Origin of the sequence: Escherichia sp. E10V10, assembly GCF_004211985.1 — a bacterium.
Classification (GTDB): domain Bacteria; phylum Pseudomonadota; class Gammaproteobacteria; order Enterobacterales; family Enterobacteriaceae; genus Escherichia.
In genome coordinates this window covers 120,444-134,024 of the sequence record NZ_RHJO01000004.1, presented here as the reverse complement: position 1 = coordinate 134,024, position 13,581 = coordinate 120,444, and the positions used below count along the sequence as shown (strand labels likewise).

At 51.4% G+C, this 13,581-nt stretch carries 11 protein-coding genes; 5 read left to right on the top strand and 6 right to left on the bottom strand.

Going from position 1 to position 13,581, the window contains the following annotated elements; all coding sequences use genetic code 11:
• Window positions 1-201: 201 nt before the first annotated feature.
• From clpA to D9736_RS23575, 3 genes are all read right to left on the bottom strand, one after another.
• Entirely contained in the window at window positions 202-2,478 is a 2,277-nt protein-coding gene (gene clpA / locus D9736_RS09375) for an ATP-dependent Clp protease ATP-binding subunit ClpA (RefSeq protein ID WP_130258200.1), read from the bottom strand.
• 30 nt (window positions 2,479-2,508) lie between these two features.
• Window positions 2,509-2,829, bottom strand: coding sequence for an ATP-dependent Clp protease adapter ClpS (gene clpS, locus D9736_RS09370; protein WP_000520781.1), 321 nt, complete (start codon window positions 2,827-2,829; stop codon window positions 2,509-2,511).
• A 98-nt stretch (window positions 2,830-2,927) separates the two neighbouring features.
• Window positions 2,928-3,002 carry a hypothetical protein gene (locus tag D9736_RS23575; protein ID WP_214251107.1) on the bottom strand — a complete coding sequence of 25 codons (75 nt, stop codon included), beginning with the start codon at window positions 3,000-3,002 and terminating at the stop codon, window positions 2,928-2,930.
• A gap of 149 nt (window positions 3,003-3,151) precedes the next feature.
• Here D9736_RS23575 and cspD point away from each other — a divergent pair, with 149 nt between their 5' ends.
• Window positions 3,152-3,376 carry a cold shock-like protein CspD gene (cspD, locus tag D9736_RS09365; protein ID WP_064530179.1) on the top strand — a complete coding sequence of 75 codons (225 nt, stop codon included), beginning with the start codon at window positions 3,152-3,154 and terminating at the stop codon, window positions 3,374-3,376.
• Between the two features lie 72 nt (window positions 3,377-3,448).
• Here cspD and macB read toward each other — a convergent pair whose 3' ends face one another.
• Window positions 3,449-5,395 carry a macrolide ABC transporter ATP-binding protein/permease MacB gene (macB, locus tag D9736_RS09360; RefSeq protein ID WP_130258199.1) on the bottom strand — a complete coding sequence of 649 codons (1,947 nt, stop codon included), beginning with the start codon at window positions 5,393-5,395 and terminating at the stop codon, window positions 3,449-3,451.
• On the bottom strand, window positions 5,392-6,507 hold the full coding sequence (gene macA / locus D9736_RS09355) for a macrolide transporter subunit MacA (RefSeq protein WP_130215658.1): 1,116 nt from the start codon (window positions 6,505-6,507) through the stop codon (window positions 5,392-5,394). The genes macB and macA overlap by 4 nt, the downstream gene beginning before the upstream one ends.
• Window positions 6,508-6,658: 151 nt before the next feature.
• Here macA and D9736_RS09350 point away from each other — a divergent pair, with 151 nt between their 5' ends.
• Window positions 6,659-7,615, top strand: coding sequence for a VirK/YbjX family protein (locus D9736_RS09350; RefSeq protein WP_130258313.1), 957 nt, complete (start codon window positions 6,659-6,661; stop codon window positions 7,613-7,615).
• On the opposite strand, the gene D9736_RS09345 is transcribed toward D9736_RS09350, so the two are convergent.
• Window positions 7,612-9,270, bottom strand: coding sequence for an ATP-dependent endonuclease (locus tag D9736_RS09345; RefSeq protein ID WP_130215656.1), 1,659 nt, complete (start codon window positions 9,268-9,270; stop codon window positions 7,612-7,614). The genes D9736_RS09350 and D9736_RS09345 overlap by 4 nt on opposite strands.
• A 423-nt stretch (window positions 9,271-9,693) precedes the next feature.
• Here D9736_RS09345 and aqpZ point away from each other — a divergent pair, with 423 nt between their 5' ends.
• The 3 genes from aqpZ to hcp all read left to right on the top strand — a co-directional run bounded on the left by aqpZ (window position 9,694) and on the right by hcp (window position 13,580).
• Entirely contained in the window at window positions 9,694-10,389 is a 696-nt protein-coding gene (gene aqpZ, locus D9736_RS09340; RefSeq protein ID WP_130215654.1) for an aquaporin Z, read from the top strand.
• A 495-nt stretch (window positions 10,390-10,884) separates the two neighbouring features.
• Window positions 10,885-11,784, top strand: coding sequence for an L-lysine exporter LysO (gene lysO / locus D9736_RS09335; protein ID WP_130258198.1), 900 nt, complete (start codon window positions 10,885-10,887; stop codon window positions 11,782-11,784).
• Window positions 11,785-11,927: 143 nt separating this feature from the next.
• Complete coding sequence (hcp, locus tag D9736_RS09330; protein ID WP_130258197.1) at window positions 11,928-13,580, top strand: hydroxylamine reductase; 1,653 nt, start codon at window positions 11,928-11,930, stop codon at window positions 13,578-13,580.
• Window position 13,581 lies beyond the last annotated feature (1 nt).

Sequence of the window (13,581 nt, the reverse complement as noted above, 5' to 3'; positions counted from 1 at the left end):
CGTTTAGCCCGTTGTTAATAAAGCAAAACCATCTCATTTTCCTGCTGCAATCCTTTTTTATTCTTACCTTTCAGCAGCATTAATTATCAACAAATTACCATCATCATCAAAAAAAGGGTCTGAACTTCCTCCACCCCATAAACAAAAAGTCCGTAACCCCTGACGAGATTACGGACTTCATCAACTTACCTAACAATCTGATTAATGCGCGGCTTCCGGTTTATGCTTTTGTGCACTCTGGAACCCGTAGGTCAGCTCATTTTTCTCTTTATCCAGCGCGACAGTCACCTGGCCACCATCCACCAGCGAGCCAAACAGCAGTTCGTTAGCGAGCGGTTTTTTCAGGTTGTCCTGGATGACACGCGCCATCGGACGTGCGCCCATTGCCCGGTCGTAACCTTTCTCGGCCAGCCAGTTACGCGCTTCCTGGCTCACTTCCAGAGAAACACCTTTCTGATCCAGCTGAACCTGCAACTCGACGATAAACTTATCAACCACCTGGTGGATCACGTCTGTAGAGAGATGATCGAACCAGATAATGTTGTCGAGACGGTTACGGAACTCCGGCGTAAAGATCTTCTTGATCTCTTCCATCGCATCGGTGCTGTTATCCTGGTGGATAAGACCAATCGATTTACGCTCGGTTTCACGTACCCCGGCGTTGGTGGTCATCACCAGCACCACGTTACGGAAATCGGCCTTGCGCCCGTTGTTATCGGTCAGCGTACCGTTGTCCATCACCTGCAACAGAATATTGAACACGTCCGGATGCGCTTTCTCGATTTCGTCCAGCAGCAGCACCGCATGTGGATGCTTGATGACCGCATCGGTCAGCAAACCGCCCTGATCAAAACCAACGTATCCCGGAGGCGCACCAATCAGACGGCTGACGGTATGGCGTTCCATATACTCGGACATATCAAAGCGCAGAAGCTCAATGCCCAAAGCTTTCGAAAGCTGTACCGTCACCTCGGTTTTCCCGACCCCGGTAGGGCCGGCAAACAGGAACGAACCAACCGGTTTATGTTCGTGACCTAAACCTGCACGCGCCATCTTAATGGCTTCAGTCAGCGCCTCAATGGCTTTATCCTGACCGAAGACCAGCATTTTCAGGCGATCGCCGAGGTTTTTCAGGGTATCGCGGTCACTCTGAGAAACGCTCTTCTCAGGGATACGTGCAATACGGGCTACCACGGACTCGATATCCGCCACATTCACCGTTTTCTTGCGCTTGCTTACCGGCATCAAACGTGCGCGAGCGCCCGCTTCGTCGATAACGTCAATCGCTTTGTCCGGCAGATGACGATCGTTAATGTATTTCACCGCCAGCTCCACCGCCGCACGCACCGCTTTCGCGGTATAACGCACATCGTGGTGCGCTTCGTACTTCGGTTTCAGGCCATTGATGATTTGCACAGTTTCTTCGATCGACGGTTCAGTAATATCGATTTTCTGGAAGCGACGCGCCAGAGCACGGTCTTTCTCGAAAATGTTGCTGAACTCCTGATAGGTCGTCGATCCAATCACGCGAATTTTACCGCTGGAGAGCAACGGTTTGATCAGGTTGGCTGCATCTACCTGCCCGCCAGACGCTGCGCCCGCGCCAATGATGGTATGGATCTCATCGATAAACAGGATGCTGTTAGTATCCTGTTCCAGCTGCTTGAGCAACGCTTTAAACCGTTTTTCAAAGTCGCCGCGATATTTGGTGCCTGCTAACAGGGAGCCGATATCGAGAGAGTAAATCGTACAGTCAGCCATGATTTCCGGTACATCGCCCTGAACAATTCGCCAGGCAAGACCTTCAGCAATCGCCGTTTTACCGACGCCAGACTCCCCAACCAGCAGCGGGTTGTTTTTACGGCGGCGGCAGAGAACCTGAATGGCGCGCTCCAGTTCCTTCTCACGACCAATCAGCGGGTCAATTCCGCCCACGCGTGCAAGCTGGTTCAGGTTAGTCGTGAAATTCTCCATACGGTCCTCCCCACCAGCTTGTTCTTCACTGCTCGGCTGGTTTCCTGGTTCAGAAGACTGAGATGGCTCGTCTTTACGCGTGCCATGAGAAATAAAGTTCACCACATCAAGACGGCTGACTTCATGTTTGCGCAACAGATACGCCGCCTGCGACTCCTGTTCGCTAAAGATAGCGACCAGAACATTCGCACCGGTAACCTCACTGCGACCGGAGGACTGAACATGGAAGACTGCACGCTGCAATACACGCTGAAAACTCAAGGTCGGCTGCGTGTCGCGCTCCTCTTCACTGGCGGGCAGAACAGGTGTGGTTTGTTCAATAAAGGCTTCCAGTTCCTGACGGAGCGCAACCAGGTCCACGGAACACGCTTCCAGCGCCTCCCGGGCCGATGGGTTACTGAGCAATGCCAGTAACAAGTGCTCGACGGTCATAAACTCATGACGGTGCTCGCGCGCTCTGGCGAAAGCCATGTTTAAACTGAGTTCCAGTTCTTGATTGAGCATAGGCACCTCCCCCAATTTTTATACCTGCATTCAGGCTTTTTCCAGCGTACACAGCAATGGATGCTCGTTCTCCCTTGCGTACTTGTTCACCATCGCCACTTTGGTTTCTGCAACCTCAGCGGTAAAGACTCCGCAAATGGCCTTCCCCTGGTAGTGAACAGCAAGCATCAATTGCGTTGCACGTTCTACATCATAAGAAAAGAATTTTTGTAACACGTCAATAACAAACTCCATTGGAGTGTAATCATCATTGACTAATATCACTTTATACATAGATGGCGGTTTTAGCGCGTCGCGAACTTTTTCTTCCGCCAGTTGATCAAAGTCCAGCCAGTCGTTCGTTTTACCCATTGTCAGTTATCATCTTCGGTTACGGTTACCGGCAGAACGCTCTGCCGCTGACAAGAGCATATTTGCCTGACCAATCTACTCCACATGATAGATAATTATCATCTATCGTTGGTATAAGCGACATCAGTGACATTACTGTCAATAGCGTTAACTGCTTCAAATTTTTGATGCATACCTACCCCCTGGCCCCTGTCAAACGCTTGACGACTCGCCCCATTTCTCTAAATTGTATTTCAAGAGTTGGCGAGGTTTTGAACTGCCCCCTCTCTGACCCCGGTTTATTCCATCTTACTTGTATAAGATTTGCGAAGGATGTCGAAGCATGGAAAAGGGTACTGTTAAGTGGTTCAACAATGCCAAAGGGTTCGGTTTCATCTGCCCTGAAGGCGGTGGCGAAGATATTTTCGCTCATTATTCCACCATCCAGATGGATGGTTACAGAACGCTAAAAGCTGGACAACCCGTTCAGTTTGATGTCCACCAAGGGCCAAAAGGCAATCACGCCAGTGTTATTGTGCCCGTCGAAGTAGAAGTAGCAGTCGCATAGCTCTTCTGTCTCATTGTGTACATCCTAAAGGCAAAATGCCAGCCCGATCGGCTGGCATTTTTATCTCAAAAATCACTCTCGCGCCAAAGCATCCACTGGATCCAGCCGTGCCGCATTTCGTGCAGGTAGCCAGCCAAATAAAATGCCCGTAACGGTTGAGCATAAAAACGCCAGCAGCAACGCCAGTGGAGAAAAGCCTATCTCCCAGCCGGGTAAAAAAATCTGTAGGGTGAAGGCAATTAACAGCGACAGCATTATCCCCATCGCGCCGCCCACCAGGCAAACCAGCACGGCTTCAATCAGAAATTGTTGCAGAACATCGCTGGCACGCGCGCCAACAGCCATGCGAATACCAATTTCCCGCGTCCGCTCCGTTACTGACACCAGCATAATATTCATAACGCCAATGCCGCCTACCACCAGCGAAATCACCGCCACCAGCGTCAGAAACAGTTGTAAAGTACGTGTGGTTTTTTCGACTGTTTTCAAAACGCCGTCCATGTTCCAGGTAAAGAAGTCTTTTTTGCCATGACGCAGCGACAACAAACGGGTGAGTTGTTGTTCCGCTTCGGTGCTGTCATAGCCTTCTTTTACTCTTACAGTGATGGAGTTCAGCCACGACTGGCCCATAACCCGCCCGGACATGGTGCTGTAAGGCAACCAGACGCGCAGCACTTTACTGCTACCAAACATCGACTGTTTCTCTTCCGCCACGCCGATGACTCTCGCAGGCATATTACCAACCAGAATGACCTCACCAATCACATCGGCCTTATGCGGGAAAAGCTGGCGGCGGGTATTACTGTCGAGAACCACCACCTGTGCGCGGCCGTTCAGTTGCTCCTGATTAAAGGTATTCCCTTCGCTGAAGGTCATGCCGTAGACATTGAAATAATCGCCGCTCACACCGTTGGCGCTGGCGGCAACATCAACATTGTTATAACGCAGGCGCAGGTTTTGCGAGACGGCGGGCGTGGCAGAGGCGACCCACGGTTGTTTTTGGATGGCGATTAAGTCGTCGTACTTTAGCGCCTGCTGATATTGCGGATCGTCATCGCCAAAATCTTTCCCGGGATAGACATCAATAGTATTCGTACCAATAGAACGAATATCCGCCAGCACCATTTGTTTGGCGGCGTCGCCCACCACAACGATAGAAACCACCGACGCAATACCAATAATAATCCCCAGCATGGTCAGTAAGGTGCGCATTTTATTCGCTGCCAGCGCCCGCCACGCCATCGTCAGCGCCTCATTAAAACCACTGACGAACTGCCGCCAGCCAGACGCCGTGTTGACAACAGGTTCCGTCCCGCCAGCAACATTCACCTTTTCAATGGCGGGAGGATTACGCACAATTTCGCCGTCACGAATTTCGATTACCCGCTCCGCCTGAGCCGCAACCTGTGGATCGTGGGTAACGATAATCACCGTGTGCCCGCGATCGCGCAACTGATGCAATATCGCCATCACCTCTTCGCCAGAATGGCTGTCCAGTGCGCCGGTAGGTTCATCGGCGAGGATCACCTGCCCACCGTTCATTAACGCACGAGCAATACTGACACGCTGCTGCTGGCCACCGGAAAGCTGGGCTGGATAATACTCTGTACGGTCTTCCAGCCCCAGTCGTTGCAGCAACTCCTGAGCGCGCAGCAATCGCTGTTTCCGCTCAAGACCGGCATAGACGGCGGGTACTTCAACGTTCTGCTCGGCGGTTAAGTGCGAAAGCAAATGGTAACGCTGGAAAATAAAGCCGAAATGCTCGCGACGAAGCTGCGCCAGCGCATCGGCGTCCAGCGTGGCAACATCCTGACCGGCGACGCGATAGGTGCCGCTGGTGGCCTTATCCAGGCAGCCGAGAATATTCATCAGGGTCGATTTACCAGAGCCCGAAGCACCGACAATTGCCACCATCTCACCTGCATAAATATCCAGGCTGATACCCTTTAGCACCTCAACCTGCTCGTCTCCAGCAGGATAGCTACGGCGAATATCCTTTAGTTCGAGCAAGGGCGTCATTGTGCAGCTCCTGGTTTGGCCTCACCAATCACCACTTCATCACCCGCTTCCAGACCTTTGACAATCTCAACATCGGTGTCGTTGCGCGCGCCAATCGTCACTTCGCGCTCGCGTATTTCGCCATTACGCAGCAGTTTGATTTTATAACGGTTATCGCCAACCGAATCCCCCAGTGCCGACAACGGAATGGTGAGTACATTTTTCACATCAGTGAGTTGAATGTGGACCTGCGCAGTCATATCCAGGCGCAGTAAACCATTGGGGTTCGGCACTTCAAAACGGGCGTAGTAGAAAATGGCGTCGTTGACCTTTTCTGGCGTCGGCAGCACATCTTTAATCTGCCCCTCGTAGCGCGTCAGCGGATCGCCAAGCACGGTGAACCAGGCTTTTTGACCGGGTTTCAGGTGAATGACATCCGCTTCCGACACCTGCGCTTTTACCAGCATGGTACTCATATCTGCCAGCGTCAGAATGTTTGGCGCTTGTTGCGCGGCAATCACCGTCTGCCCTTGCAGAGTGGTGATTTGCGTAACTTCCCCAGCCATCGGGGCAACGATGCGGGTGTAATCGAGATTCGTTTTCGCCGTGTCGAGTGACGCCTGATTCCGTTTGATTTGCGCATCGATAGTACCTATTTGCGCCTGTTTAACTGCCATCTCCGTCGCTGCGGTGTCAAGATCCTGTTGCGAAACCGCCTGCGTTTGCGCCAGTCGTTGCTGGCGTGAGTATGTCACCCGTGCCAGTTTCAGTTCTGCTTCTGCCTGTTGCCTTTGCGCACGCAGCTCCATCAGTGTCGCTTCCACTTCCTTGATCTGGTTTTCAGCCTGTTCAGGATCAATAACCCCTAAAAGCTGGTCTTTTTTTACTTTATCGCCAATCGCCACCGACAGCGTTTTCAACTGACCGCTGACCTGCGCGCCCACATCAACCTTACGCAGCGCGTCCAGCTTTCCAGTCGCCAGCACGCTTTGCTGCAAATCACCGGGGCGGACAATCAATGTCTGATAAGTCGGCACGGGCGCGTTGAGTGTTCTCCACAACGCAATCAGCGCAGCGATGACTATCACCAGCGCAATAGCGTAACGCTTCTTAAGGTTTTTTCGCTTTTTCATAAATACTCTGAATGCTCCATATGCGCGTACGGGGCTGCCAACTTCAACGAAATATCAACAAAAACCGAAAATTTACGTTAGTAATTATACGATTGATGTTTGGTTAAGATGCCCGATGGTGAAATCGGTGTTACGTATAATCATTGATTTTATGAATATGTCTCAGATCACTGAACGAGCATTTACACCATCTGAATCTCTTAGCAGCATGTCTCTTTTCCTTAATCTGGCAGGGGGTCAGTGGCGGCCGGGTAAATTCTGGCATCGCCGTCGGTTTCGCCAGAAATTTTTGCTGCGCTCTTTGATTATGCCGCGTTTAAGCGTTGAGTGGATGAACGAACTCTCCCACTGGCCTAATCTCAGAACGCTGTTAACGCGTCAGCCGCGCCTGCCGGTTCGCCTGCATCGCCCTTACCTTGCCGTGAATATGACCCGTAAGCAATTGCTGGAGGCGTTACGTTACCATTATGCATTGCTGCGCGCGTGCATGTCGGCGGAAGAGTTCAGCTTATATTTGAACACCCCGGGACTGCAACTTGCGAAGCTGGAAGGAAAAAACGGCGAGCAGTTCACGCTTGAACTGACCATGATGATCTCAATGGATAAGGAAGGTGACAGCACAATTCTGTTCCGCAACAGCGAAGGTATTCCTCTGGCGGAGATCACATTTACACTGTGTGAGTATCAGGGGAAAAGGACGTTATTTATAGGCGGGCTGCAAGGTGCGAAATGGGAAATTCCACACCAACAGATCCAGAATGCGACGAAAGCCTGCCACGGGCTATTTCCCAAACGACTCGTGATGGAAGCGGTCTGCCTCTTCGCCCAACGCTTACAGGTCGAACAAATTATTGCTGTCAGCAATGAAACACATATTTACCGCAGCCTGCGTTATCGCGATAAGGAAGGAAAAATCCATGCTGACTATAACGCGTTCTGGGAATCGGTTGGTGGCGAATGCGATGCCGAGCGGCATTATTGGCTTCCCAATCGAATAGCGCGAAAAGAGATTGCGGATATCGCCAGCAAAAAGCGGGCTGAATACCGTCGACGCTACGAGATGCTTGACGCTATTCAGCCGCAGATGGCAAGGATGTTTTGTGGTTAATCAGCCCGACCGCGCGCCAGCCACAGCACGCGTGAGAACATTTTTTTCAGCAGCGTCGGTACGGAATCCACACCACGACGTCCGGCCTCCATTGCCACTTCAATGGCAAGGTCGGGCTTGGAAGAGCGATGGATCGCTTTTGAAATAATTTTGCGCAAATTCATCGGCACGTTTTCCGGGATCTGCGCCACGCGATGGAACACGTCGGAAAACCCCTGGCGATACATAAAATGTTCCATATCCAGCGCCGGTAACGTTGTCAAATGTTCACGTTCAGCTTCGCGATCGTTATTCAGCAGGCTGCGCACCGTTGCGGCATATTTCTTCCCGGCTTCATCGCCATCGACCAGCACATGCCACTCAATCCCCATCCGCCGGGCAAATTTCACCAGTGGTTTTAGCCCGGACTGGGCAAACTCAATGACCTTAATCCCTTCGGCATCGAAATGGTGTCCACACTGGCGCGCCAGTTCGTTGATAACCCAGGTTTCTGTTTCCCCTTCCACCAGCAACCAGCAGCGAGCAAACAGCGATGACGGACGATTAAAACGAATGTGAAAAGAGATGCGGCGGCTGTCTTCGGTGCTCAAGCCACTTGGCCCCAGACGCCAGGCGGCAACACGAGAAGATTCACGCACCAGGCGGCAAACATGTTCCACTGGAGTTAACGAAAGCAGCTCGCCAGAGTTGGTGGTAGCAATACGTTGTAAAGGCAAAAGATTCAACAGATGCCAGGCAACGGAAAGCATAATCGGATGCAGGCGGGTTTCTGGATCTTCAATTAGCAATAACGGACGCGCGTCTTTATCCAGTCGCAATGTCCCTTTTGCCTGCAATAAAGTGGCAAACAGGCCGAGTAAAATGACCCGATACGAACGCCCCCCTGGCCTGTCAATCATCCGGTTGATGATATCGAGGTAACGCCAGCTCCGTTGCTCATTGCTGGCTCGCCGACGCATTAAGCGATATCTCGCCTGCCCGGCCCCTTGCTCCGAGAAATAATGCTCAAGCAGTTGCACCATTGCCGAAAGCCCCTGGCGAATCTGCCCATCGGAGAGATTTTGCGGGTGTGAGGATAACTCGCGGGCGAGAAAATCCAACTGGCGCGCGGTGACTTCCACATTGGGTACATTTGGTACAGTTCCATTGCGAATGCGGCGCATAAAACGGGCGTCGCGCAAACGCAGAACCGGCATTAAACGCACCAGATGACGCGCCTGATCGTTAATATCTTCGACATCAATCGGATGACCGTCTTTATCAAGAAAGCTGCGTAACGTCATCACGCTACCGTCTTCCGCACTTTCCCCTTCCAGGCGATAAAAAATGCGGTGATAACCATCAGTACAGGGCGTCCAGCATGCTTCAAGCGGGCGATAACGGCGTACACGATGCCGTCCAGGCAGCGATTCGCGAAAGGTCAGAATGATATGCAGATGGTGTTCCCGACCATTAATATCACCTGGCGGAAACCAGAAATCATCACGTTCAAAATGGTAGAGATCTGACTCTGGTGATAACAGCAGGGTTAAGGCGTCCAGCAAGCTGGATTTACCCCACGCGTTCTCCCCAATCAGGACGTTGTTTTGCTCCAGCATCAATGACAATCGGTTGATACCGCGAAAGCCCACAATTTCAACGCGCTCAAGAATCATATCCCCTCCAGAAATATGTTACTCATCCTTTACTCTGGCAGTATAACGGGAAAGGCCGAGACAATACGTGATGACATCACAATTAAGCATGGCAAATGTCTGAAAAATGAGCGAATAATTGTGTTATACGTCTACATGTTGTCTCTCATTAAAAAACAATAAAATCAAATAATTAACCTTGTAAATTATTTTTATTACCTCTAAAGGCTTATTTCAGCCGTTTGCACTACACTGTCAATCAGGCAAATGACTATATGGGGGAACTTACTGTTGCCCTAAATCAAAATTACTGGATTTATTTATCTGGCGAATGGCTCGACTTCGTTTTTAAAATACCGATGCATTATTTCTGTCGTCATTTTTTACGACGACCCTATAAAACGACCATATTTTTCACAGGGTCAATTTTTAATTGAGGTGGATATGTTCAGAAAATTAGCAGCTGAATGTTTTGGTACTTTCTGGCTTGTATTTGGTGGCTGCGGTAGCGCCGTGCTGGCGGCAGCGTTCCCGGAATTAGGCATTGGCTTTGCCGGTGTCGCGCTGGCGTTTGGTTTGACTGTACTGACGATGGCCTTCGCTGTCGGTCATATCTCCGGTGGCCACTTTAACCCGGCGGTCACTATTGGTTTATGGGCTGGTGGCCGTTTCCCGGCAAAAGAAGTCGTTGGTTACGTGGTAGCCCAGGTTGTCGGTGGTATTGTTGCGGCGGCACTGCTGTATTTAATCGCCAGCGGTAAAGCTGGGTTTGACGCAGCGGCCAGCGGCTTTGCTTCTAACGGTTATGGCGAGCATTCACCGGGCGGCTATTCCATGCTTTCTGCACTGGTGGTTGAACTGGTATTGAGTGCCGGTTTCTTGCTGGTGATCCACGGTGCAACCGACAAATACGCGCCGGCAGGCTTTGCGCCGATCGCGATTGGTCTGGCGTTAACCTTGATTCACTTAATCAGTATTCCGGTGACTAACACTTCCGTTAACCCGGCGCGCAGCACCGCAGTTGCCATCTTCCAGGGCGGCTGGGCGTTAGAACAGCTGTGGTTCTTCTGGGTAGTGCCAATTGTCGGCGGTATTATCGGTGGTCTGATTTACCGGACCCTGCTGGAAAAGCGTGATTAATTAACGCAGAAGGCCTGGCGCAATGTCAGGCCTTTTTTTTAAGATGTTGTTATATGTTGGTTTATCATCTTGTTGCGCTCCTTTCATGAGCTAAGCCACATATTGCCACTGACGCAAGGAGCGCGCAGGGGGCGGCCAATCGCCGCCGCCCCCTGCACCCCCGGGCTCTGGCGAACAAAATCGCCGCTGCGCGGTGCCCTCGACTTATCCCTTACGGCTACCGGGTCGGGCGCGAGGTAACATCCCTGTAAAACGCGCCCTCAGCCCACATCCATGTGGGCTGCCCCGGCCTTCAGGGAACGCCTCGGCGATTTTGACGCCACCAACACCAGTGCGGTTTGTAATTAAAGCGCAAGAATATCTTTAAATGAAAATGAATACCCTACAGCTCCTTATGCATAACATTTCCTTTTAATTGCAACTTTACTCGTCCTTCCGCTTTCAGTAGTGTGTCATCGCGCATTTCGACTTCTTCTTTGCAAGGACTGGTTTTTCATGTTTTCTGGGCTGTTAATCATTCTGGTTCCCCTGATTGTGGGTTACCTCATTCCACTTCGCCAAAAAGCTGCGTTAAAACGCATTAATCAGCTATTAAGCTGGATGGTCTATCTCATTCTCTTTTTTATGGGTATCAGTCTGGCGTTTCTCGATAATCTCGCCAGTAACCTGTTGGCGATTCTGCATTATTCCGCTGTCAGTATTACCATTATTTTACTGTGCAATATTGTCGCCTTGCTGTGGCTGGAACGCGGTTTGCCGTGGCGCAGTAGCCACCAGCAAGAGAAATTGCCGTCGCGTATTGCGATGGCACTGGAATCGCTGAAACTGTGTGGCGTCGTGGTGATTGGTTTTGCTATTGGCCTTAGCGGATTAGGTTTTTTACAGCACGCTACCGAAGCCAGCGAATACACGTTAATTCTGTTACTTTTCCTCGTCGGTATTCAGCTGCGTAACAATGGCATGACCTTAAAGCAGATTGTCCTTAATCGCCGGGGAATGATTGTCGCCGTGGTGGTGGTTGCCAGTTCTTTAATTGGCGGTTTAATTAACGCCTTTATTCTTGATCTCCCCATCAATACCGCACTGGCAATGGCCTCCGGTTTCGGCTGGTATTCTCTTTCCGGTATTTTGTTGACCGAATCTTTTGGTCCGGTAATCGGGAGCGCGGCGTTCTTCAATGATTTAGCGCGTGAGTTGATCGCCATTATGTTGATCCCTGGCCTGATTCGCCGTAGCCGCTCTACTGCACTGGGCTTATGCGGAGCCACATCAATGGATTTCACCCTGCCCGTTCTTCAGCGTACAGGTGGGCTGGATATGGTCCCGGCAGCGATTGTTCACGGTTTTATTCTCAGCCTGTTAGTGCCGATCCTCATCGCCTTTTTCTCCGCATAATACCTCTCTGGCGGTAGATCCCTGCCGCCAAAATTGCGCTAAATCAATCTCCCTTAAAGTTGCATGAAAAATCCCTTTTATCCCCGCGTTAAGCGTCTTAACCTTAAACATGTATATTAAATATAACTTTAAAAGGTGTGATCATGTTTTGTGTGCAATGTGAACAAACTATCCGTACTCCGGCAGGAAACGGCTGCTCATACGCGCAGGGGATGTGTGGTAAAACGGCGGAAACCTCTGACCTTCAGGATTTACTCATCGCGGCGCTGCAGGGGCTTTCTGCCTGGGCTGTAAAAGCGCGTGAATACGGCATTATCAACCACGATGTAGACAGCTTCGCGCCTCGGGCATTTTTCTCAACCCTGACCAACGTTAACTTCGATTCTCCGCGTATTGTCGGCTACGCTCGTGAAGCGATTGCCCTGCGCGAGGCGCTGAAAGCGCAATGCCTGGCAGTAGATGCTAACGCCTGCGTCGATAACCCGATGGCTGACCTGCAACTGGTGAGCGATGATCTCGGCGAACTGCAACGTCAGGCAGCTGAATTTACGCCAAATAAAGATAAAGCCGCGATTGGTGAAAACATTCTCGGCCTGCGTCTGCTGTGTCTGTATGGCCTGAAAGGTGCGGCGGCCTATATGGAACACGCCCACGTTCTCGGTCAATACGACAACGATATTTATGCCCAGTACCATAAAATCATGGCGTGGCTGGGGACCTGGCCTGCCGATATGAACGCGCTTCTTGAGTGTTCAATGGAAATCGGCCAGATGAACTTCAAAGTGATGAGCATTCTGGATGCAGGCGAAACCGGTAAATACGGTCACCCGACGCCAACCCAGGTCAACGTCAAAGCGACGGCGGGTAAATGCATTCTGATTTCCGGTCACGATCTCAAAGATCTCTACAACCTGCTGGAACAGACCGAAGGCACGGGCGTTAATGTCTACACCCACGGCGAAATGCTGCCTGCCCACGGCTACCCGGAGTTGCGTAAATTCAAGCATCTGGTCGGTAACTACGGCAGCGGCTGGCAGAATCAGCAAGTGGAGTTCGCTCGTTTCCCTGGCCCCATCGTGATGACCTCGAACTGCATCATCGACCCAACTGTCGGTGCTTATGACGATCGTATCTGGACCCGCAGCATCGTTGGCTGGCCGGGTGTGCGTCATCTGGATGGCGAAGATTTCTCTGCGGTCATTGCCCAGGCGCAACAAATGGCGGGCTTCCCGTACAGCGAAATTCCGCACCTGATCACCGTGGGCTTTGGTCGCCAGACGCTGCTTGGCGCAGCAGATACGCTGATTGATCTGGTGAGCCGTGAAAAACTGCGTCATATCTTCCTGCTTGGTGGCTGTGACGGCGCACGCGGCGAGCGTCACTACTTCACCGATTTCGCCACCAGCGTGCCGGATGACTGCCTGATCCTGACTCTCGCCTGTGGTAAATATCGCTTTAACAAACTCGAGTTTGGCGATATCGAAGGTCTGCCGCGTCTGGTGGATGCTGGTCAGTGTAACGATGCTTACTCAGCGATTATTCTGGCGGTAACGCTAGCAGAAAAACTGGGCTGTGGGGTGAACGATCTGCCGCTGTCGCTGGTGCTCTCCTGGTTTGAACAGAAAGCGATTGTCATTCTGCTGACGCTGCTTTCTCTGGGTGTGAAAAATATCGTCACCGGCCCGACTGCACCTGGTTTCCTGACACCAGACCTGCTGGCGGTGCTGAACGAGAAATTCGGCCTGCGTTCTATCACCACTGTTGAAGAAGACATGAAGCAACTGTTGAGCGCGTAAG

What these genes read in the sequence shown, in the direction of transcription:
- macA (WP_130215658.1), bottom strand. Translation starts at nt 6,507, where the DNA reads ATGAAAAAGCGAAAAAACCTTAAGAAGCGTTACGCTATTGCGCTGGTG.
- clpS (WP_000520781.1), bottom strand. Translation starts at nt 2,829, where the DNA reads ATGGGTAAAACGAACGACTGGCTGGACTTTGATCAACTGGCGGAAGAA.
- aqpZ (WP_130215654.1), top strand. Translation starts at nt 9,694, where the DNA reads ATGTTCAGAAAATTAGCAGCTGAATGTTTTGGTACTTTCTGGCTTGTA.
- cspD (WP_064530179.1), top strand. Translation starts at nt 3,152, where the DNA reads ATGGAAAAGGGTACTGTTAAGTGGTTCAACAATGCCAAAGGGTTCGGT.
- lysO (WP_130258198.1), top strand. Translation starts at nt 10,885, where the DNA reads ATGTTTTCTGGGCTGTTAATCATTCTGGTTCCCCTGATTGTGGGTTAC.
- macB (WP_130258199.1), bottom strand. Translation starts at nt 5,395, where the DNA reads ATGACGCCCTTGCTCGAACTAAAGGATATTCGCCGTAGCTATCCTGCT.
- clpA (WP_130258200.1), bottom strand. Translation starts at nt 2,478, where the DNA reads ATGCTCAATCAAGAACTGGAACTCAGTTTAAACATGGCTTTCGCCAGA.
- hcp (WP_130258197.1), top strand. Translation starts at nt 11,928, where the DNA reads ATGTTTTGTGTGCAATGTGAACAAACTATCCGTACTCCGGCAGGAAAC.
- D9736_RS09345 (WP_130215656.1), bottom strand. Translation starts at nt 9,270, where the DNA reads ATGATTCTTGAGCGCGTTGAAATTGTGGGCTTTCGCGGTATCAACCGA.
- D9736_RS09350 (WP_130258313.1), top strand. Translation starts at nt 6,659, where the DNA reads ATGAATATGTCTCAGATCACTGAACGAGCATTTACACCATCTGAATCT.